The sequence below is a fragment of the Peribacillus muralis genome (assembly GCF_001645685.2).
GTDB classification, from domain to species: domain Bacteria; phylum Bacillota; class Bacilli; order Bacillales; family DSM-1321; genus Peribacillus; species Peribacillus muralis_A.
Genome location: NZ_CP017080.1, coordinates 3,254,014 through 3,274,271 on the forward strand (window position 1 = coordinate 3,254,014; position 20,258 = coordinate 3,274,271).

Consider the following 20,258-nt stretch of genomic DNA (forward strand, 5'->3'; position numbering starts at 1 on the left):
ACAGGACAAAATGTTCATTCTGAAGGCCATCAGTGATCGCTCGAGAATGAAATATGTTTCATGAGGATTGAATCCCTTCCTTCCCCATAAGCATCCCCTCTCTTTTTTCAATCTACAGCTCTGGTGCCCGAAAAAGGAGAGGAATTCCATTCACACCGCAAACGCCATTCGCCAAATCATAAAAAAAAGAAGCATGTTGTTGGACATGCTCCTTCCATGTATGGATCGGTTTCAGACATGATTTCTTCAAGTTCGACGTTTTCTCCAACGATTAAACATCAGAAAGCAAAAAAGGCCTAACAAGCCGCCAAACGTATCGAGCATCACATCCTGCAGCAACGGAGTACGGCCGCCCGTCAGCTTTTGGTGCAGCTCATCGGCACTCGCATAAAGCAGGACACAAACCAAAGCCCCTGAAAACGAAAGCACTGCATTCCTGACAAAATGCCGCCAAACACCCAACGTTAACAGCCCAAACACGAAAAAGATAAACAGATGGGCCCCCTTCCGAATGAAAAACTCCAGAAACCCACTCACCCCGGCCGCACGGGCACTCACTTCAGCCCCGCCATACATGAAGGAAATGCCCGCCAAGCGATCATACCAATACGGCGTATCGAACTGCGCAAAAAAAGGCGTAATCCTCTGCTCCTCATACGTCTGCGAGGAAAAAAAGAAAATCACCATCGCCCAAACAACGAGCAGGATGGGGAATATGTATTTTGGGATCATAAACGATCAGACTCCTCGATGATTGCGCTTAATTTTTCCTTAAGCTCCTCCACCAGCCCAGTCAGGGTAATATCCTCTCCCGACTCCCCTTTTGCAAACGTATCCTTTAAGATTTCAAAAAACTCCATATTAAGCTCCCACTCCAATGTAATCGAGCCGCCTTCTCCGACTGATTCCCAATTCCTAATATTGAAATATAAGGAATATAGCTCATTTATTTGATAATTACATAAATGGCGGGGATTGGCAAGTGGAAGTACTTCAAAGTACCTATCTTGAAATCATTTGAATTCCAAAGGGGCCTTATCAATTTTACCAAAACGATATAAAATATCTTGAACGATTCGATAAGATGCTTGGCCATCTCCATAAGGGTTTGCCGATTTAGCCATTTCATTGTATTTCCCTTCATTATTCAATAACTCATGTGCAGTCTGAAAGATAATATCTTCATCAGTGCCAACAAGCTTTAATGTTCCTGCTTCTACTCCTTCCGGCCTTTCTGTTGTATCTCTAAGAACCAGCACAGGAACACCTAATGATGGAGCTTCTTCTTGAACTCCACCAGAGTCAGTCAGAATGAGGTGTGAACGTGAAGCAAAGTTATGGAAGTCTATTACTCCTAACGGCTCGATCAGATGAATCCTTTTATGATTGCCCAATACTTCTTTGGCCATTTCTCTTACAGCAGGATTGCGATGAACAGGATAGACCACTTGCACATTACTGTTTTCTTCTAAAAGACGTTTAATGGCCTTAAACATGTTTCTCATAGGTTCACCAAGATTTTCCCGTCTATGAGCAGTCAGCAATATCATTTTATCTAAGCCGATTTCTTCGATAAGGTCATGCTTATATGAATCTGATACAGTAGTTTTTAAAGCATCGATAGCCGTATTGCCTGTTACAATGATCGCTTCTTGTTTTTTATTTTCTTGTATAAGATTTTCTTTCGACTGTACTGTTGGGGAAAAATGCAGATCCGCTATTACTCCTGTTAATTGCCTATTCACTTCCTCGGGGAATGGTGAGTACTTATTCCATGTCCTTAAACCAGCTTCAACATGACCAACTGCTATTTGGTTATAAAACGCAGCAAGACTTGCTACAAAAGTGGTTGAAGTATCTCCGTGAACGAGAACCAAGTCTGGCTGCACTTCTTTCATTATTTTTTCTAAGCCAGATAAAGCATCTATCGTGATTCCTGCCAAAGTTTGACGTTCTTTCATGATATTCAAGTCATGATCCGGGGTTATATTGAATACCTCCAAAACTTGATCTAACATTTCCCTATGCTGTGCTGTCACAGTAACGATGGATTCAATAGTATCGGAATGTTTCTTTAATTCCAATACTAGGGGAGCCATTTTAATGGCTTCAGGTCTTGTTCCAAAAATGGTCATTATTTTAATTTTACTTTTCATGCTTATCTCCTTCATTTAAAATATAAATCACGCTAGCCCCTTATCCTGCTCCGATTGTGGCTGATGGGAGGATCGTCCGCTGGTTTTGGCTTTTCCTTTGTGACGGATGGTTCATATGCACCTTGCTATGTTTATTCCGCTAGCTCTTGTTCAATAATTTCAAATCTAGTACTCCAATCATTCCTTTTAGCAAAGGACTTTAATGAACTCTTATCGAATTTTGTTGTTAGCATCGTCTTTAATTTCCCCAAAAACTCTACCTTATTTATAGCAATTTCGAATGGGCCATCAATATGATTTATTTCATTAAAACTAGTAGTCAAGGTCGGGGTACCCGCTGCCAAATACTCAAATAACTTAACGGGATTGATCGCGTTCGTTAATTTATTCACTTTAAAAGGGATGATGGCTATGTCACTAAAAAATAAAAAATGTGGTAGACTATTATATTTTTTAGGACCAATAATGTGTACGTTGTTAAACCTTTCAAGCCCTGTTAATCCACCATGATCCGGTCCAATGAAAAAAAACTGAACCTCACTTAGATGACTAACTACAAATTCGATCAATTCCTTATCCAGCCATTCACCTATGGCTCCAATGTATATACATATTTTACTGTTTTGATGTTCCTTGAATTCCGAAGGCAATACATAAGTTTCTTTTTGAAAATCTTCAAAGTTTACAGCATTGGGCAGATAAATAACATCACTTCTAATTTCCCTCACTCTATTTTCCAATAACTTGGCAGTCGAAAAAACGATATCACTTTCATTGATCAATCTCTTCTCAAAGTTTTCAAGCGTTTTAAAGTAACCTTTAAAACCTGTTTGTTCATCTGCTACTCGATGAACAAGCTTTTTATAAGTAAGGAATTCTTTTATATAATAAGATTTAATATTCGAAAGCCATAATACATCAACGTCTCCAAAACCGATTTTCATTAATTCTTTCTTTAAATTTGGTATAGCCGTATACAAGTACTTTTTTCCTATTACCGATGTATTGAATATTGGCATTTTTATAAATGGAATCAAAGTAAATGGGGCATACCCATATATATTTTTGCTCAATTCAACTCTCTTAGATGAGTTAAGTTTCCTTCTTTGGTTTACCAACGCTTTATCATTAACATAGTGAGCAATGCTATACGCTGGAGATAGCCACAAAACCTCATACCCATTTTTTGCGAATAATTCAGCGTAATGGTGAGCACCAATTTTTACAGTGCTATTAAACTCCTGACTTTCAACCATTACTATCTTTTTCAATTTTTTACCCCCTTTTGTTACAACCACCAAAAAATTGAACACAAACCGTTTGCACAAACTGCCAAACTATTTTTTTAAATTCTTGTAATTAATAAAAAATATGACCATTAAGAGAAAAATCCCTATACCTATTTGTATCGGATTCGTTTTAGTAAGCGTAGAAATTAATGCAAAAAACGTTAAGGAAAAAATTTCAAAATAAAGCTTTTTATAATTAATATTAAAAGAAAAATTCTTCACACCAAAATTAGTTCGTAAAATTAAGAAGAACACATAAGAAACCCCAGTTGAAATTGCCGCTCCCTTAGCTCCCAAATAGGGAACTAATCCAAGGTTCCCTATTATGCTTACCAAACATACCAATACGGAAATCAAAATATGATATTTAGGTTTTTTATTGAAATTTATGCCAACAACCGAAATCTCGGAAATGGTATACATAACCGGAACTAAGACTAACATTGGAAATATGTATACGGCTTCCATATATTGTTCTCCAAACATTATCTTCAACAAATCTTTGGAAAATATCAAAATAAAGCCTATAGCAGTCATGGCAAAAGAAACCAGGCTAAACATCCTCGAAAAGAACTGTCTATCTTGATTATTTTCTTGGTATTTTTGATTACTTAGTGGAACCCAAAAGGTTGTAAAACTAATTTGAATGATCGTTAAAATCGCGACTAGCTTAAACGCAGCGGCATATAATCCAAGCTCTCTATAATCCCCTAATGCTTTAATGAAAAATCGGTCGGTATATTGGAAAACCCATGTCATGATCATTGTTATGGCTAATGGAAAGCCATAGCTGATCAATTGCCTATAGTTATAGGTTTTCTTGTTTCCAGGATCACCTTTACTTAATTTCCAATTTTCTTTCGTAAGAATAATGGCGATGAGTGATACTGCAAGACAAGTAACTATCATTGAAATTATGGGAATATAATATTCTTTTATATTGAAATAACTATAATATATAAGGAGCAGGATACCGAAATCCAATAATTTTGTTGTGACCTGGAGAACGGAATATAAGCCACCCCGTTGCTCCATCCTAACAACCAATAGGGAAAATCTATTGAAGATACTCATCACTAATCCTATTAATAATAAGATGATTAAATTAAAATCATTACTATCAAAAAGGAAAAACACAGCATACTCACGAAAGATTAAAATGATCAATGCAATTGCTATGAGCATGAAGAAGGAAATCCTCAAACAATAAAATAATAAATTCTTCCTTAATCCTTTATCCACTTCATAATAAAATCTCCCATAACTTTGATCCGTACCAAGCATTGAAATCATTAATAATAGATTAAGTATGATGGTGAAAAGTGAAAAAACTCCAAAGTCCTCAGGGGAAATGATTCTTGTAATGATCGGTGTACTAATTAAAGCTATTAATAAGCTCACCCAATTTCCTATGGAAAAAGAAAGGAATTTTTTCATTAAAGAATGACTAAACATTTTTCGCATCAGAAATTAACTCCAGCTCTTTTGATGTAACTAATTCTGGTCTGCACTTTTCCTGTATGGACATTGACGCATGTTTAGAAAGGAATGCAAATTCAGAAGGATTCTCATATAAATGTTTAATGGAGGAAGCAATTTCTTTAGCTCCGCCAGTAAGAATCCCTGTTTTTTCATGTACCACATACTCAGGAATGGCCGTGTTATTGGAGGTGATGGGAACCAATCCACTTGACATTGCTTCACACATCGAGACTCCTTGGGCATCCTGTCTTGTTGGACAAAGAAAGATCCCATGTTCTTTATGTACGTTAGCCATTTCCTGTTGATTTAAAAAATTCCTGTGCAGCTTTACATTCTTGAATTTTTCCAGTGGTTCCGTTAATGGATCAAAATACTTTCCTTCCCCGTAGATGGTAAACTCCAATTCATTAAACATAGATTCTTCACTTAATTGCAGAATGGCATCGATAGCGATATCATTGGCATATTTTTTAGAAGAGAAAGGCCTGATCATCAATATTTTTCTCCTTAATTCCTGACCTTTCTCTAAATATGGAAACAATTGATTGTCTATAGGGTTAGGTATAATATCAAATCGTTTGATCTTAGTGCCCGTGTCACATTCTAAAATATCTTTCATCCACTCAGATACAAATATGAAGGACGTATTCTTATTTGAATGGTTGATGAATTTCCTGAAATTCCACATTTGTCTCATGTTTATCAACGCGTATTTTGGAAATTCTCTCCAGTCGAAATTAAATAACCTTCTGTACCATCCAAGCGCCTCTACACCATGGACCCAAACGATCGTCTTGATGTGAACTTGTTCAATAACGGACATCATATGTCTATCCAAAAAATGAATCAATAATTTTTCCGGTTTTATTTGATTGATGATTTCCAGCAAATCCTCACGATTGCCTTCAACGATATCAATCGAATCAAAGGAATAGTTTATCTTGCTTTTTATCTTATTATCTAAAACAAAGACAGATATATTCATATTTGGCGAGAATTCCAGATAATTAATGATTCTTCGATGTACAAAGGCATTTCTATATAAATTCCCTTGTTTAGGATACCTATTAGTAATTAAAAGATAATTCAATGTTAATCGCCTCAAACGGTTAGGTATTTTTCTGTTGCTGCATTATCGTATGGCTCACTTTTCGTATATAATCCCCTCGTATCTATGATATGTTTTTCCTTAATACTATTTTTATCTATTGCTTTAAAGTAGTCGTGATCCACTAATATGACCAATATGTCGGCATTTGCTATTGCATCCTCCGTGTTTATCAATTCAATGTTTTTATTTCTAAGAACACTCGGTAATTCCGAAATATGAGGTTCCACTACATAAATGGTCGAAGGAAGCATTTCAGCTAAATCTTTTACGATTTCCAAAGCGGGGCTTTCTCTTAAATCATCAATGTTTGCCTTGAAAGCAAGACCTAAACATGCAATTTTGGAATGGGCCGGATCAGTAGCTGCTTCTTTGATTTTATCAATAACGAAGTTTGGTTTTGAATCATTGACGTTTCTTGCGGTATAAATCAATTGTGCTCTCTCAGGTGCTGCATCCACAATGAACCATGGATCGACCGCAATACAATGTCCCCCGACTCCAGGACCCGGTTGTAGAATATCCACACGGGGATGATGATTAGCCAATCTTATCAATTCCCAAACATCAATCTCTTGATCATCACAAATCATGGAAAGTTCATTTGCAAAAGCAATATTCACATCTCTGTATGTGTTTTCAGTTAGTTTGGTTAATTCCGCAGTCTTTGCATTTGTCTGAAGGACCTCCCCCTCAACGAATGATTCATAAAATTCCGCTGTTTTTTGTGTGGACATCTTATTGATCCCGCCGACAGTTCGATCATTTTCAATTAATTCCTTCAGTATTTTCCCAGGCAATACACGTTCCGGACAATGCGATATGAAAATTTGGTTGGATTTTCTTTCATCCATGCTTAAATCCGGTCTTTCATTTAATATCCACTCTGCCATTTTTTCAGTCGTACCGATGGGGCTAGTAGATTCAAGGATGATTAGGTTCCCAGGTTCAATATATGGGATGATCGATTTAGTGGCTGATTCGACATATGCCATATCAGGCTTATGCTTCTCTTTAAATGGTGTCGGTACAGCCAGAATATAAATATCGGCCTTTATAGGCTCGATATCGGCCGTCAATTTACCTGCCGTCACCACCTTTTTCACAACTTTCTCTAGGTCCGGTTCATATATGTGCACCTGCCCATTGTTAATTAAACGGACGGCTTCTTCATTAACGTCTACACCATGTACCGTGAATCCTTTATCCGCTAAAACAGCTGCTGTTGGTAAACCAATATAACCCAAACCAACTATACAAATCTTTGATTTCAATTCAATCATCTCCATTTTTTTAGTAAGTCTTACCCGAAGTAATCATGCATTTCTCGTTTCCATATCAAAATATACATTTCGGTTATGGATATAAGCCACAGCTTTCCATTTGGCTACTCCCTTACTGATTATTCTTTTACCTTTTGTTTTTCTAATAGATTTTCTATAAACGCCAAAATATCATCTTTAAGAATGTCATCCTTCAAGGCAAACTCAATCGTTGTCTGGATGAAACCGAATTTCTCGCCAACGTCAAATCGTTTCCCTTCAAAGTCGTAAGCAAAGACTCTCTGAATTTCGTTCAATTTTTGGATGGCATCCGTCAGTTGGATTTCTCCGCCAGCCCCCAGTTCTTGTTTCTCCAGGAACATGATTATTTCCGGGGTGAAAATGTAACGGCCCATGATTGCCAGGTTGGAGGGGGCTGTCCCTTTTTCCGGCTTTTCGACAAAGTTATGGACTTCATAGCGCCGGCCGTTCCGGTTACCGGGATCGACAATTCCGTAACGGTGCGTTTCTTCTTGCGGAACGGTTTGGACACCGATGACAGACGATAAGGTTTTATCGTATTGGTTGATTAGCTGCTTTAAGCATGGTGTCTCCGCTTGGACGATATCATCGCCAAGCAAAACGGCGAAGGGTTCATTTCCGATGAATTTCCTTGCACACCAGACAGCATGACCCAACCCTTTTGGCTCCTTTTGCCTGATGTAATGAATGTCCACTTTGGAAGGAGCCTGTACTCTCTCCAATAATTCGAATTTGTTTTTTTCCATTAAGTTATTTTCCAGTTCGAATGCATTATCGAAATGATCCTCAATCGCGCGCTTCCCTTTTCCAGTCACGATAATGATATCTTCAATACCGGAAGCCACCGCTTCTTCAATGATATATTGGATGGTCGGCTTATCCACGATCGGCAGCATTTCCTTCGGCATCGCTTTGGTCGCAGGCAGAAACCTTGTTCCTAGCCCCGCCGCCGGAATGATGGCTTTTTTAACTCTTTTCAAACGGTTCTCCCCCTCTAGCAATTCGTCAGCCCCATAAAAAAATGAACCTGAGGCTAATGAGCATTTTTTCACTCAATATCAAATAAACGGTGATATTCCCTTCCTTGAAAATGGCAAGATTCACAAAAGCCTGATATTCCATGCAGCTACTATTGCGCTCTTAACCATTGATTTAATTGTTACTTCTTCTTTTTTCAGCAATCTCTGTATAAATGGATCTTCCTTAAACCATCATAAGCTTCGTTCATTTTGAAGCTCGATTTGTAGTATACTGAGCATCTGTCATTCCTTCATTTTATAAGAATAAATGACACGAGGTGTTCCAAATTTGAAACTCCCTGTGCCATTTATGAACTTCATCAAAAGCATTTTTATGATTCGTAATACAGAGTATCGACCATTGCACGCGTTAGTCGTCGCATGTGCACTCGATGTAATTAGACGGAATGATGTAATCCTCCGCGCGTTCAACCCCAAAATAAGAGACTCCACTGTTCAGGTGAAATTTGCACCAAATAAAAAAAGAGCGGAACCGACGAATCTCTCTGGTTTGCCAGTAAAAGATTCAGTACATGCCCCTACTCCTATTGTGGAAACCCGATGTTCCCAGTTTTTTTTCACACACTTGTTTTGAGAGAATCTGCAGTTAGCTGGGTGAACTTTCTATCCAAAAGGATGAAGAGCACCCGAACTCTTAGATGAAGACGATCATGCATCGATTATGAAACTGGGCATTTTATCAATTTCGATGAAAATGGGGAAAAGTAAACCGGTGTTGAAGTATGCCCACTCACCTCAACCCGCCCAAGCATGAAGGAAAACTCCCCCAAGCAATCCTATTAAAGCGAACTGCGCGCCAATAAAGGCGTCATCCCCTGCTCCTCATAGATCTGCGAGAAAAAAGAAAATCACCATCGCCCCGGATGGGGTATATGTATTATGGATCATACACGTTCAGGCTCCTCGATGATTGCGCTTAATTTTCCCTTAAGCTCCTCCACCAGCTCCGTTATCGTAATATCCTCTCCAGACTCCCCTTTTGCGTACGTATCCTTTAAGATTTCTAAAAATTCCATTTCAAAATCCAACTCCCATATAGTCGAGCCGCCCGCTCATACTGTTTTCCCATTCCAATTTTTGATATATTAGGAATATAGCTCATTTAATTGATAATTACATATATGGTTGAATATGACAAGTTAAATTACTGTAAAGCTACCATTAGTAACTAGTTCAACTAGTATATTTAGCGGATACAACAAAAAAAAGGACCGATTCCTCAGCCCCAGCATTCCCCAATTATGATTGACCCAGAAAAAAAGTCATGACTGAAATTAAAACCAAAATAATCGTAATATAAGACCCGATAAACAGCTTCTTTTTTCTCTGTTTCTTTGCATAAACTTCCTCGAACGTAATGAATTTGTTTTTTGTCATCGAATAATCTCCTTTAATTCTGATGGCAGCTAACTGACATCGCCCTCCGCGAAGTCCCTTTGCTTTATTTATATGTATAGTATCGGCACACATCGCGAAATATTTAAGAGATTATATGAACTATTTTTCATCTTCCTTTTGTAGAAGGTTCACTTGGGATGAAATAAAAAAAAGACTGTATAACAGTCTTTCAAAGAAACCCTTTCCTATACTCTTATGTATTGCTTTTCTCTCGTACCATTTTCTGCAATGAATATTTGCACATCTTCAATGGATAGCCCAGCATTTCTCGCTTCCACCATTAAACTAACCCATTCTTCCAATTCCTTGCTTGCGTTCAAGACAAACCCCACCCAACTTGTGGCAACACAGCCATCTTAGCATTAGCCTTAGACCTGTAATTTTGCGTCCCTACTTTTCAATAGGTTTGCCTTTCTCAAGAATTCTCCGCATTTTTTCCAATCGATTAGACCAATATTAATTATCTTGAATACTTACTATTATTATACTTTTAATTATGATTAAAAGGATCAAAATAGCTCATAATACTATTCGTTTTATTTCGTCATTTTTCACCAATTAGCGACATCTTGATATAAAATCATTGTTAAATCAATCTTTCTCCATTCAGAAAAAATAGAAACAACTGTTGAAATTAAATAATATTACTATTCCATAAAAATAATTTCCATACCATCATCATCAAGCATTTCAGTAACTACCCTATAAAAAAAGACAGGATGACAAACCATTTCATAGGTGCATCCTGACTTTCCTTACATGATATATATGTCTTTTACCCATACACACTAGATTTCTTTGGAATGCCTAATAAATGGCTGAATATCCCTCCCCTCACATTCGCTAACTGATTATATTCACCCACCTGTATGATTTCTCCCTGATTCATGACAAGCACTTGATCTGCATCGTCTAAACCTGATCACTTTAACTTTCTGCGATGTTTATTAAACACTTTCATGAAAATACTTCCATCATCTGTTTTGTAAAACTTTACTCCAACTAATTTTAAAGGTGTCCATACTTCTCTCATTTGGTATAAAGGCATAAAAATTCATCCTTTCTTTTCTAATTCATTAATCGAGTTTTTGCTTTGGATGAGGAAAAAATACAAATGTATATTTACCATTTTCACAACTGTATTTTTATAAAATCTCTTTATCTTTTTTATCTAAGAACGATTTGTTCATTATAACGAATTAATAAAAAAAACTTACCACTCTTACATTATTATGTCAATTAGCTTCATTCCTCTTTCTATTTACCTCACTATCTATTGGTAAACTTTCCTCAGCCATTAGGACTATATCTTTTTTAACATTTGTCCTTCCCGTAACCCGACTTGCCTATTTACAGTCAATTGTCTCTTGAATCAGTGGATGCTCTAGGCATATAGGAACAAATAAAAAAAAGCTGCTTTTTTTCCAATATTCTTTCGAATTCCAAAGAATTAACGTTACTTTTTTTTATATGTTCCTCAGGCAAAATATAAGATTTCATCATTAGGTTTATGCTTTTTTTGTCTAATTTTGTCTGTTTTAAAGAACTTAGTATACTTTATTGAGAACAAATGCTATATTATAAAAAAACGGTTCATATGGAGGAAAATATGACTAGCAGATATGGGGAATTTGACTCATTAAGGGGGGTGGCAGCGCTTATTGTCTTAATTGGGCACTATATGATGGTTTTCCCGTCATATGCAAATTATCAGTACGGTTCAAACAGCCCGAATATGGTCTATTTTTTCAAGGAGAGCCCCCTACGCCTTATTTTCAGCAGTGGAAATGAGTCTGTCATTTTGTTCTTTGTATTGAGTGGTTTTGTTTTGTATTTATCCATTAATAGTAAAAAATTCGACTATTCTACATTCTTAGTAAAACGGATGTTTCGAATTTATATTCCATATATAGTGGCTATAAGCATCGCTATACTAGCAAAGGTTCTCTTAAGTCATACTGAATTGCCATTTATCAGTACGTGGTTTGCTAAATCGTGGAAATCCTTGGATACACCTTCCTTATTAATACAACATTTTTTATTTATTGGACAATACAATACAGATGCCTATAACAATGTAATCTGGTCACTTGTTCACGAAATGAGAATATCCATTATATTTCCTGTATTAATCTTCTTATTTATAAGAAAAAAGCTTATGTACTCATTATTTTGGCTTGGAGGCTTAAGTCTATTAACGACTTTAATTCTTTATGTGTTTGGTTCTGGTTTAAGTATTACGAGCATTCTTCTTAGCCTTCATTACTGTACTCTTTTTTTAATGGGAGCTATCTTGGCTAAATACCGACATGAACTTTTTGCCTATGCTTCGAAAATGCGAAAAGTGATGAAAACGACATTATTAATTGTCGCAATTATCTGTTTCATGTACGAGGGGATCATTGGTGAAGTTGATTTTCTGAACAATTATATTTTTAGAGATTATGTAGTCTCATTTGGTGTTTGTATCTTTATCACCTTAAGCGTGTCTTCCCAAAAAGCTTCTAGGCTATTAAGATCTAACATTCTTACTTTTCTAGGGAAAATATCATATAGCTTATATTTATATCATCTCGTTTCCTTATTCTCATTGATGTACCTATTTTACGGTAAGATGCCGACCCTTTTATTATTGGTATGTTCCTTGATCTTTTCTATTCTACTCTCTTCAGTGGCTTATCAATTCATAGAAAAACCATCGATGAAGCTCGGATCTTATTTTACGAAGACGAAACGGATAGATACGATAGAAGAAACAATCGAGGCAAAACGCAAAGTCGGATAACTGCTTACGTTTTCCGAACACCCATACTTACAAAAAATCATTAGCTCCATCTTTAAACTTATGGATTTTCTTACTATTTCGAAAAAGTGGTGAACTCGATGAATGAAAAAGTGAAAATTAAAGATTTTATACGGATTCTAAAAAAACGACTGCTGATCATTATACTCACTGCACTTTGTATAACTGGCTTCATTATTTTTTCATCCCTGTATATTATGAAACCTACGTATCAATACTCGACGCAAGTGCTCGCGGGATCATTAAGCATGAATGAAAAGGAAGCTTCCATAAATAAAGTTCAAGAAAATAGGCAACTCGCCCTTTCATATATGGATATTATCAAGAGTCCGCAAATCATGATAGGTGTTAAAGAGGCATTGAATCTTAAGACTTCAAGCTATGACTTACTTAAACAAGTATCGATTACCAATCGTGATAATTCACAAATCATTACGATTGCCGTCAAGGATTCAAATCCTGAATCCGCAAAAGTGATCGCTCAAACGGTCGCGACGCAATCCATCTCAACATTCAAGGACATTACAAGTGTAAAACAAATCAGTATCCTTAATGAGAACGAAACGGGTCAAGCAGAGCTGCTTTTCCCAAAACCGAAATTCATCATCGCCATTTCAATTGTAATCGGATTTTTTGCCGGAATAGGATTGGCGCTTCTTAGAGAACATTTCGATGACTCTACCTACACAGATCGGGAACTTGAGCGTCTTGGCATTCCTATATTAGGTCGTTTACATGTAAATGACAAAAGAGCTAACAGAAAACGGAAAACATCTTATAAAAATTTACCTTCCACGAAACGAGGTGAATTCAGTGAGTATTAAATTCACAAGGAAACAATCCTTTTACCTAAATGATGTAATCAATAAAGACCAATTATATTCCATATGTAATACGATTCAGGCCAAACTTCAAAAAGATAATTCCGTATTGATGATCACTTCCATCTCACAATCTCAACATATAGCAAATGCTGCCGCATACTTGGCACTCGCCTTGTCCGATCAACGAAAACGGGTGCTGGTAGTTGACGCAAATCTGCGCCAACCTTCGCTGCATCAATTGTTTAATATCGATAATTCATTTGGTTTGACCAACTTGCTTTTAAGTGAAGCGCCCCTTAATAACCAGGCTATACATATAAAAGGGACTCTATTTTGTCTTCCAACAAGCGAAGTACTTTATGAACCAACAGCTTTATTAACATTAGACACCCTCCCTACTTTGATAGCGGAATGGAAGGAACATTTCGATATCATTTTATTTCACACATCGGATAGCTTGGATAAACCTGATGCGAATATTGTAGCTAAATATTGTGATGGCATCATTTTAGCGATACAAGAAGGAAGAGATAAGTTAGAAAAGATTGCAGGTGTGAAAAGGCAATTTGAAAGGGCGAATCTTGAAATATCGGGATCAATGATCATTTCATGACTCAAGGAGGGTAACCATTGGAATCTAAAGTAAGAGTCGATGGACAAGAAGAAATTCTACTGAAGCCACTATCGACATCATCATATTTTCATATAAAGCGTGCTATGGATTTTATCATCTCGTTTTTGTTGTTGCTGCTTTTATCACCTGTTTTATTCTTATTTTGCATTCTCATCCCTCTTGATTCGACTGGCTCGCCTTTTTTTTATCAGCAGAGACTCGGGCTGGATGGGAAGCCTTTCCAAATAATCAAATTACGTTCCATGGGCATCGACGCCGAAAAAAACGGTCCTAAATGGGCAAGCCAAAATGATCCGAGGGTGACGAGAATCGGCGCATTTATCCGAAAAACCAGGATTGATGAGCTCCCTCAATTAATTAATGTTTTAAAAGGAGATATGTCACTCATCGGTCCAAGGCCTGAAAGGGAATATTTTTATAAAGAATTCGAAACGTTTTTGCCTGGCTTTAAAAACCGTTTATATGTGAAGCCTGGAATAACGGGATGGGCGCAGGTGAATGGGGGGTATGATTTAACGCCAAAAGAGAAGCTGCATTTCGATTTATATTACATTCGCCATCGCTCATTTACTATGGAGCTCAAGATTTTCTTACGAACGCTGACTATCGTCTTTACGGGTAATGGAGCCAGATAAACTATTAAAAGGGGTAATGAAAAATGAATAAGGTACTAGTAACCGGGGGCTTTGGGTTTATCGGCTCTCATATTGTCGATGCATTGATGCGGAAAAATTATGAAGTGGCCATATATGACAACCTATCCAGCGGCTCCATCGGGAATGTACAAGCCAAAGTCACTCCCTTCTTTGGAAATGTGGAAGATGAAGCCTCCCTTGAAAATGCAATGGATACCTTCAGGCCTGACTATGTCATCCACCAAGCTGCCCAGGTTAGTGTACAAAAGTCGATATCTGATATTACGAACGATGCACGGATCAATATCATGGGAACGATCAACATCGCCAAGCTCTCCCATAAGTATTCGGTAAAAAAGGTCGTGTTCGCTTCATCCGCGGCCGTATATGGAGATTCCGATGTTATGCCCATCACTTTATCACATCCTACTTCTCCATTATCTCCTTATGGTGCTTCAAAAAAGACGGCAGAGGATTATCTAAAGCTTGCTAAAGAATTATACGATTTAAACTATGTGAATCTTCGGTACAGTAATGTGTATGGGCCTAGGCAGACAGCCAATGGCGAAGGCGGCGTCATATCGATCTTCACTAATTTAGTCATCAATAATGAGCGGCCTTATATATATGGGAACGGTAATCAAACGAGAGATTTCATTTTTGTAAATGATGTAGCCGATGCCAATGTGAAAGCGTTGGAATTCGAAGGAAGCGGCACCTTCAATATCTCATCAACCACCAGTACAAGCATCAATCAATTATTTTCCATCATTCAATCATTTGGCAGTCATCATATATCTCCCCTTTATAGACCAGCGAAAAACGGGGATATTAAAGAAAGCTTACTTTGCAATAAAATGACTATCCAGAAATTAGGTTGGGAACCCATTCATTCACTTGAATCCGGCCTTGCCAGCACATATGAATTTTATGCCAATCAAAACCAGCATTCTTTACCTGCAACCGAAGTTGGTTCAACTTCACCTATTCTTAAGCCAACGACTTTATCGTCTTGAATCGGGAGCAAAACTAGTGAATACAAAGAAAAACTCCATATTGATCAATATTGTTCATTTATTTTACAGCACCATTCTATCAAATGTATTAAATGCTGCGACTCTCATTTTATTAGCCAATTATTTCAACTCCAAGAACTATGGAATTTTCAGTGTGGCTCTTGCACTTGCCATGGTCATGAACTTTTTTACGGATCTCGGAGTAAGCAATACTTTTTTGCGTGAAGGAACGAAGCTGGAAAACCTCGGAAGAACATTTTCATCTTATATGAATCTTCGGATTGTCTGCTTGTTAGTAACCTTTATTGTATTCTTCTTCGCAATCAAGGTTCTCTATCAAGAACAAGACGTTTTGTATATGATTTATAGCTTGATGATTCCGATGGTTATTGGCCTGGCCATGCAAAGTATCGGCATCACCTATTTTCAATTGATTGAAAGGATGCAGTTCATAGCATCCATCAAAATCTTCTCGTCCGTCGCTTTGATCATTTCAACAGCAGTTAGTATGGGCTTGCAAGTCGATGTCCATATAGCCGCCTTTTTATATGGATTTTCTTATTTATCCGGTGGACTTTACAGCCTGTATTTACTGCTGAAGAAAGCGCAAATGAATTGGGGAACTTCTTTTGAAAGAAAATTGTTAACGAACCTCAGTCCGTTTTTGATCAGTGGATTATTCATTATGTTAATCCCGCAATTGGGTCCGCTAGTGTTGGAAAAGACCTTGCCTTTAACGCTTGTTGGCCTATTTGCAGTAGCCTATCGGATTCCATCCGCTTTATACCAAATACCAGGGGTCATTGCAGGGGCTTTCTTTCCGCTTTTGTTTAAGCAATATAATCGAGGTGAACTGGGCGAACACACGAGATTAAATATACTGCAAATGAAAATCATGTCATACATCGGTATGTGCATGACGGTATCATTATTTTACCTGGCTGCCTACCTCGTCACCCTTTTATTTGGTGCCGAGTGGGGCTCTGCGGTTCAGCCTTTGAAAATATTGGCCTTCATCATCGTTCTGCAAGGCTTTAACATTGCCATCGCTGACGGTCTCACAACCAGAGGCCTACAAAACAGACGTACAATCGTTCAGTTTTTCACCATCATGATCGGGTTGCTTTCCTTCTATTATATGAGCAGCAACTATGCTGTCGCTGGTGCAGCCTTTGCCGTATTAACCATGGAGATTGTCTCCTTCATTGGCTATGTCATTGCTTACCCAGAGAAGAAAACGGTCATTACAAAGGTCATCCTGCCTTATGGTGCCTTCTTTACGATTAGCTTTGGCTTGATGGACTACTTATTATCAAAGCATCCTTTCATAGCCATGATTTCCACCATCATGATGGTAACAGCCGCCATATTGCTGCTTGATAAACAGATCAAGGATCTAATCACAAACTTCATTAAAAAGAAACATACGGCCAAACATGAACAAGATGGGAGACAAAAAGGGAATGGAAAGATTGCTAATTAATAAAAACACCTCCATATGGTCAGTCTTTCTCTTGCTATTTTTCATAACGCTCAGTAAATACAATATCTCCATCGGTTTTTCCTTAAAAATTTACATGATATTTCTAGCCATTTTTTTCTGCATGCATTTTCGGGATTTTTATTTCGGTACACTTTATCATTATGAAATCCTTTTGCTGCTATTTTATTTCACTTATTGCCTGAGCGGCGCATTTTCACAATATCCTGAATCAAGCATTCGCGTCATCCTGGGAGTGATACTCGTAATCGGCTGTTATTTCATCATGAGATATGTACTGGAGTTAACGTCTATAGGTGCCATTGAAAGCTCCATTGCCAATGTAGGAATCATCTTCAACATCCTCAGCCTATTCTTATATATCGTTGGAATACAGGTGACAGGAAGATTCCCGACGGGTGTTGAGATTACATCATATGGTTTATTATTGGACCGGGATTATCCAAGATTGATTGGTCTGCTTGATGATCCAAACATCTTCATTTTCTTTAACACTCTATTTTTCTCGTTTTATTTAACCCATTTAAAGGGCTTCAAGCATTCAGCCGGATTCATCCTATGCATGATCACTTCCCTCCTGACTTTTTCAAGAGGCGGAATTTTAGCTCTTGTCCTTGTGGTGTTTTTGTACATGCTGATAGCTAATTTTTCAAAAAAAATCAAAATGATCGTTGTATCCTTATTATGTATATCCATGATGTATATCGCTGCATCACTCATACATATCGATGTTAATGACATCATCACGAGCCGTGTTGATGACTTTTCAACCGATGGAGGAAGCGGACGGTTCGAGCTATGGGAGCAGGCACTTAACTACTTCATGTCCAATCCCCTTTTCGGTATTGGTGCTTTCAACTTTTCCGATTATTACGCCTTCGAGCATGACGAAAAGCTTTATGTCCACAACACGTATCTCGAAGTTTTAGTGGAATCCGGAATCATTGGTTTCCTTTTTTACCTATCTTTTTTATTGATGCTCATCATCACCTTATTCAAGACTAGATTACATAAAGAAAAACCGTTCATTGTGCTTACCCTGTTTGCCTTCTTGATACAGATGATGTCCCTTTCGCTTATGATCAATGAAGCATTTTTTTTCTTTTTAGCATTAACGTTAAAATATATTTCCCTATATGAGAGAAAAGAGGTGGATTATAATGACTTTCAGCATAAAGGATGACAGTCCTTTAGTTTCCGTGATAACGCCCTCATATAACTGCTCGGCCTATATTAAGGAAACCATCGACACCGTCCTGGATCAATCCTACCCTAACTGGGAAATGATCATTGTGGACGATCACTCACAGGATGACTCGGTACAGGTCATTCAATCCTATGAGGCTATGGATTCACGGATCAGACTAATCCCTTTAGCTAACAATGTCGGGGCGGCACGTGCTAGGAATATAGCCATTAAAGAAGCACGCGGAGATTATATTGCCTTTCTTGATAGTGATGATTTATGGCTTCCTACTAAATTGGACGAACAAGTCGAATTCATGAAAAGCGGGAATCTCGCTTTTTCCTTTACCTCTTATTCTTTAATAGATGAACAAGGCCATTCACTTGCTATCGAAGTAAAGGCACCGCAAACAGTCGATTATAAGCACCTGATTGGAAATACGACGATCGGCTGTTTAACCGTTATGCTGGATAGAAAGCAAATCAAGCATATTGAAATGCCCGATATCCAGCCTGAGGATACGGCATTATGGCTGTCATTGCTGCGGAACGGATACCAAGCGCATGGCTTACCGAAGATTCTATCCAAATACCGGATCGTCAGTAACTCGACTTCAAGAAATAAATGGAAGGCTGCCTATCGATATTGGAAGCTATTGAGGGTCCAGGAAAAACTGAATATTGTCGAAGCGAATTTTTATTTTACCAAATATGCCTATAATGCCTACAACAAAAGCAGAGGGTTACAGCCTGTCTCTATACAAAATGGGGGAAAATGAATATGAACAATGTCCTGCTACTTACCGATAAACTCATAATAGGCGGAGCCGAGATGTATTTTTGCAAATTGGAAAACCATCTCCAAGATAACAACATGACCTTTTACTCTGCCGCCGCCACTGGTGAATTATACAAGCACATCCAGCACAAACAACAATTCATTCCGTTAAGCGTAAAGAATCATGCTGCTAATCTAAAGCTGTTAAGCAAACAAGTCCTCCTAAAACAGATTGATGTGATTCATGCCAATAGCTTGCGCATGCTGCTTTACTCGATTGCGATCAAGAAACTGACCAGAAGAAAGATCAAGCTGGTGTACACGAAGCATAATGTAACCATCCTGGAAAAAAAGCTGCCTTCCCTTTTTAAAAGGGTGCTGAATGAGCATGTAGAGCAAATCATCGCCATTAGTAATTTTGAAAAAGAAAACCTGCTTCATCTAGGAGTAAATGAAGCGCTTATTCGGACGATTTACAACGGAGTGGATGTTGAACACTTTTCTTTTAAACAGATTCAGCCTAAGCAAGCATTCAATGTGGGCATTCTAGCCCGCTTATCAAAAGAGAAAAATCATGAGCTTTTCTTAAAAATCGTAAATGAGTTAAAAGAGGTACCTAACGTGATGTTTTATATCGCTGGAGATGGACCTGAGCGGGAGTTCGTCGAAGAGGTGATTAAAGACTTAAAGCTACAACATAAAGTGATGCTCCTAGGCAATGCTTCCAATCCATACGAATTCATATGCAATATGGACGTACTTCTATTAACTTCAATAAGAGAAGTCTTCCCAATGGTCGTGCTCGAAGCAATGGCGGCAGGAACGCCGATGATGTCAGTCGATGTAGGCGGCATTAAAGAAGCGATCGTGGACCATGAAACCGGGATTCTCATTCCACATCACTCAGAACGGGAATTTGCTAAACAGATCCAATCTCTTCAGGAAGATGAGGACTTAAGGCTGCGATTGGGAAGCAAAGCACGGCAAAAGGTCGAGGAATCCTTCTCCCTCTCGCGTATGATCCATTCCACACTTAAAACGTATCAATGATAAAAAACAAACGATGCTCTCGTTTGTTTTTGTTTTTTATACCTATACATCCATT

Annotated in this window: 20 protein-coding genes and 1 riboswitch; of the genes, 9 read left to right on the plus strand and 11 right to left on the minus strand. The window is 37.8% G+C overall.

Features of this window, described 5'->3' with window-relative positions:
• Window positions 1-246: 246 nt before the first annotated feature.
• The 11 genes from ABE28_RS15850 to ABE28_RS25135 all read right to left on the minus strand — a co-directional run bounded on the left by ABE28_RS15850 (window position 247) and on the right by ABE28_RS25135 (window position 10,097).
• Window positions 247-732 (minus strand): VanZ family protein, encoded by a 486-nt coding sequence (locus ABE28_RS15850; protein ID WP_064463585.1) that lies wholly within the window; start codon window positions 730-732, stop codon window positions 247-249.
• Window positions 729-860, minus strand: a complete 132-nt coding sequence (locus ABE28_RS25815) for a YwzD family small protein (RefSeq protein WP_257390606.1) — start codon at window positions 858-860, stop codon at window positions 729-731. The genes ABE28_RS15850 and ABE28_RS25815 overlap by 4 nt, the downstream gene beginning before the upstream one ends.
• A gap of 153 nt (window positions 861-1,013) precedes the next feature.
• Window positions 1,014-2,156 (minus strand): non-hydrolyzing UDP-N-acetylglucosamine 2-epimerase, encoded by a 1,143-nt coding sequence (gene wecB, locus ABE28_RS15855; RefSeq protein ID WP_064463587.1) that lies wholly within the window; start codon window positions 2,154-2,156, stop codon window positions 1,014-1,016.
• Window positions 2,157-2,287: 131 nt separating this feature from the next.
• Entirely contained in the window at window positions 2,288-3,427 is a 1,140-nt protein-coding gene (locus ABE28_RS15860) for a GumK N-terminal domain-containing glycosyltransferase (protein ID WP_064463589.1), read from the minus strand.
• Between the two features lie 66 nt (window positions 3,428-3,493).
• Window positions 3,494-4,909 (minus strand): oligosaccharide flippase family protein, encoded by a 1,416-nt coding sequence (locus ABE28_RS15865; RefSeq protein ID WP_083232108.1) that lies wholly within the window; start codon window positions 4,907-4,909, stop codon window positions 3,494-3,496.
• Window positions 4,893-5,912, minus strand: coding sequence for a glycosyltransferase family 4 protein (locus ABE28_RS15870; protein WP_083232259.1), 1,020 nt, complete (start codon window positions 5,910-5,912; stop codon window positions 4,893-4,895). Before ABE28_RS15870 ends, ABE28_RS15865 begins: the two co-directional genes overlap by 17 nt.
• A 116-nt stretch (window positions 5,913-6,028) precedes the next feature.
• Entirely contained in the window at window positions 6,029-7,309 is a 1,281-nt protein-coding gene (wecC, locus tag ABE28_RS15875; RefSeq protein ID WP_156775797.1) for a UDP-N-acetyl-D-mannosamine dehydrogenase, read from the minus strand.
• Between the two features lie 128 nt (window positions 7,310-7,437).
• Window positions 7,438-8,319 carry a UTP--glucose-1-phosphate uridylyltransferase GalU gene (galU, locus tag ABE28_RS15880; RefSeq protein WP_064463595.1) on the minus strand — a complete coding sequence of 294 codons (882 nt, stop codon included), beginning with the start codon at window positions 8,317-8,319 and terminating at the stop codon, window positions 7,438-7,440.
• Between the two features lie 944 nt (window positions 8,320-9,263).
• Complete coding sequence (locus tag ABE28_RS25820; protein WP_257390607.1) at window positions 9,264-9,395, minus strand: YwzD family small protein; 132 nt, start codon at window positions 9,393-9,395, stop codon at window positions 9,264-9,266.
• 223 nt (window positions 9,396-9,618) lie between these two features.
• The gene (locus ABE28_RS25130; protein WP_156775799.1) at window positions 9,619-9,756 is read right to left on the minus strand and encodes a hypothetical protein; all 138 of its coding nucleotides are present in this window, start codon (window positions 9,754-9,756) and stop codon (window positions 9,619-9,621) included.
• 206 nt (window positions 9,757-9,962) lie between these two features.
• Entirely contained in the window at window positions 9,963-10,097 is a 135-nt protein-coding gene (locus tag ABE28_RS25135) for an anti-repressor SinI family protein (protein WP_257390608.1), read from the minus strand.
• Between the two features lie 18 nt (window positions 10,098-10,115).
• Window positions 10,116-10,198: riboswitch (cyclic di-GMP riboswitch) on the minus strand.
• Window positions 10,199-11,386: 1,188 nt separating this feature from the next.
• Between ABE28_RS25135 and ABE28_RS15890 the strand changes: the two genes are divergently transcribed.
• The 9 genes from ABE28_RS15890 to ABE28_RS15930 all read left to right on the plus strand — a co-directional run bounded on the left by ABE28_RS15890 (window position 11,387) and on the right by ABE28_RS15930 (window position 20,203).
• Window positions 11,387-12,562, plus strand: a complete 1,176-nt coding sequence (locus tag ABE28_RS15890) for an acyltransferase family protein (protein ID WP_064463598.1) — start codon at window positions 11,387-11,389, stop codon at window positions 12,560-12,562.
• A 98-nt stretch (window positions 12,563-12,660) separates the two neighbouring features.
• The gene (locus ABE28_RS15895) at window positions 12,661-13,404 is read left to right on the plus strand and encodes a YveK family protein (RefSeq protein ID WP_064463600.1); all 744 of its coding nucleotides are present in this window, start codon (window positions 12,661-12,663) and stop codon (window positions 13,402-13,404) included.
• On the plus strand, window positions 13,394-14,017 hold the full coding sequence (locus tag ABE28_RS15900) for a P-loop NTPase family protein (protein WP_064463602.1): 624 nt from the start codon (window positions 13,394-13,396) through the stop codon (window positions 14,015-14,017). The genes ABE28_RS15895 and ABE28_RS15900 overlap by 11 nt, the downstream gene beginning before the upstream one ends.
• Window positions 14,018-14,121: 104 nt before the next feature.
• Complete coding sequence (locus ABE28_RS15905; RefSeq protein WP_167353430.1) at window positions 14,122-14,673, plus strand: sugar transferase; 552 nt, start codon at window positions 14,122-14,124, stop codon at window positions 14,671-14,673.
• A gap of 23 nt (window positions 14,674-14,696) precedes the next feature.
• Window positions 14,697-15,689 carry an NAD-dependent epimerase/dehydratase family protein gene (locus ABE28_RS15910; RefSeq protein WP_064463606.1) on the plus strand — a complete coding sequence of 331 codons (993 nt, stop codon included), beginning with the start codon at window positions 14,697-14,699 and terminating at the stop codon, window positions 15,687-15,689.
• A gap of 16 nt (window positions 15,690-15,705) precedes the next feature.
• Complete coding sequence (locus ABE28_RS15915) at window positions 15,706-17,172, plus strand: lipopolysaccharide biosynthesis protein (RefSeq protein WP_064463608.1); 1,467 nt, start codon at window positions 15,706-15,708, stop codon at window positions 17,170-17,172.
• Window positions 17,153-18,373, plus strand: a complete 1,221-nt coding sequence (locus ABE28_RS15920; protein ID WP_064463610.1) for an O-antigen ligase family protein — start codon at window positions 17,153-17,155, stop codon at window positions 18,371-18,373. Before ABE28_RS15915 ends, ABE28_RS15920 begins: the two co-directional genes overlap by 20 nt.
• Window positions 18,345-19,154 (plus strand): glycosyltransferase family 2 protein, encoded by an 810-nt coding sequence (locus ABE28_RS15925; RefSeq protein WP_373921352.1) that lies wholly within the window; start codon window positions 18,345-18,347, stop codon window positions 19,152-19,154. Before ABE28_RS15920 ends, ABE28_RS15925 begins: the two co-directional genes overlap by 29 nt.
• 2 nt (window positions 19,155-19,156) lie before the next feature.
• Complete coding sequence (locus ABE28_RS15930; RefSeq protein ID WP_064463614.1) at window positions 19,157-20,203, plus strand: glycosyltransferase family 4 protein; 1,047 nt, start codon at window positions 19,157-19,159, stop codon at window positions 20,201-20,203.
• The last annotated feature ends 55 nt before the right edge of the window (window positions 20,204-20,258 follow it).

What these genes read in the sequence shown, in the direction of transcription:
- ABE28_RS15920 (WP_064463610.1), top strand. Translation starts at nt 17,153, where the DNA reads ATGGAAAGATTGCTAATTAATAAAAACACCTCCATATGGTCAGTCTTT.
- ABE28_RS25130 (WP_156775799.1), bottom strand. Translation starts at nt 9,756, where the DNA reads ATGACAAAAAACAAATTCATTACGTTCGAGGAAGTTTATGCAAAGAAA.
- ABE28_RS15865 (WP_083232108.1), bottom strand. Translation starts at nt 4,909, where the DNA reads ATGCGAAAAATGTTTAGTCATTCTTTAATGAAAAAATTCCTTTCTTTT.
- ABE28_RS25815 (WP_257390606.1), bottom strand. Translation starts at nt 860, where the DNA reads ATGGAGTTTTTTGAAATCTTAAAGGATACGTTTGCAAAAGGGGAGTCG.
- wecB (WP_064463587.1), bottom strand. Translation starts at nt 2,156, where the DNA reads ATGAAAAGTAAAATTAAAATAATGACCATTTTTGGAACAAGACCTGAA.
- ABE28_RS15870 (WP_083232259.1), bottom strand. Translation starts at nt 5,912, where the DNA reads ATGAATATATCTGTCTTTGTTTTAGATAATAAGATAAAAAGCAAGATA.
- ABE28_RS15905 (WP_167353430.1), top strand. Translation starts at nt 14,122, where the DNA reads ATGGATTTTATCATCTCGTTTTTGTTGTTGCTGCTTTTATCACCTGTT.
- ABE28_RS15895 (WP_064463600.1), top strand. Translation starts at nt 12,661, where the DNA reads ATGAATGAAAAAGTGAAAATTAAAGATTTTATACGGATTCTAAAAAAA.
- ABE28_RS15890 (WP_064463598.1), top strand. Translation starts at nt 11,387, where the DNA reads ATGACTAGCAGATATGGGGAATTTGACTCATTAAGGGGGGTGGCAGCG.
- ABE28_RS15910 (WP_064463606.1), top strand. Translation starts at nt 14,697, where the DNA reads ATGAATAAGGTACTAGTAACCGGGGGCTTTGGGTTTATCGGCTCTCAT.
- ABE28_RS15850 (WP_064463585.1), bottom strand. Translation starts at nt 732, where the DNA reads ATGATCCCAAAATACATATTCCCCATCCTGCTCGTTGTTTGGGCGATG.
- ABE28_RS15930 (WP_064463614.1), top strand. Translation starts at nt 19,157, where the DNA reads ATGAACAATGTCCTGCTACTTACCGATAAACTCATAATAGGCGGAGCC.
- ABE28_RS25820 (WP_257390607.1), bottom strand. Translation starts at nt 9,395, where the DNA reads ATGGAATTTTTAGAAATCTTAAAGGATACGTACGCAAAAGGGGAGTCT.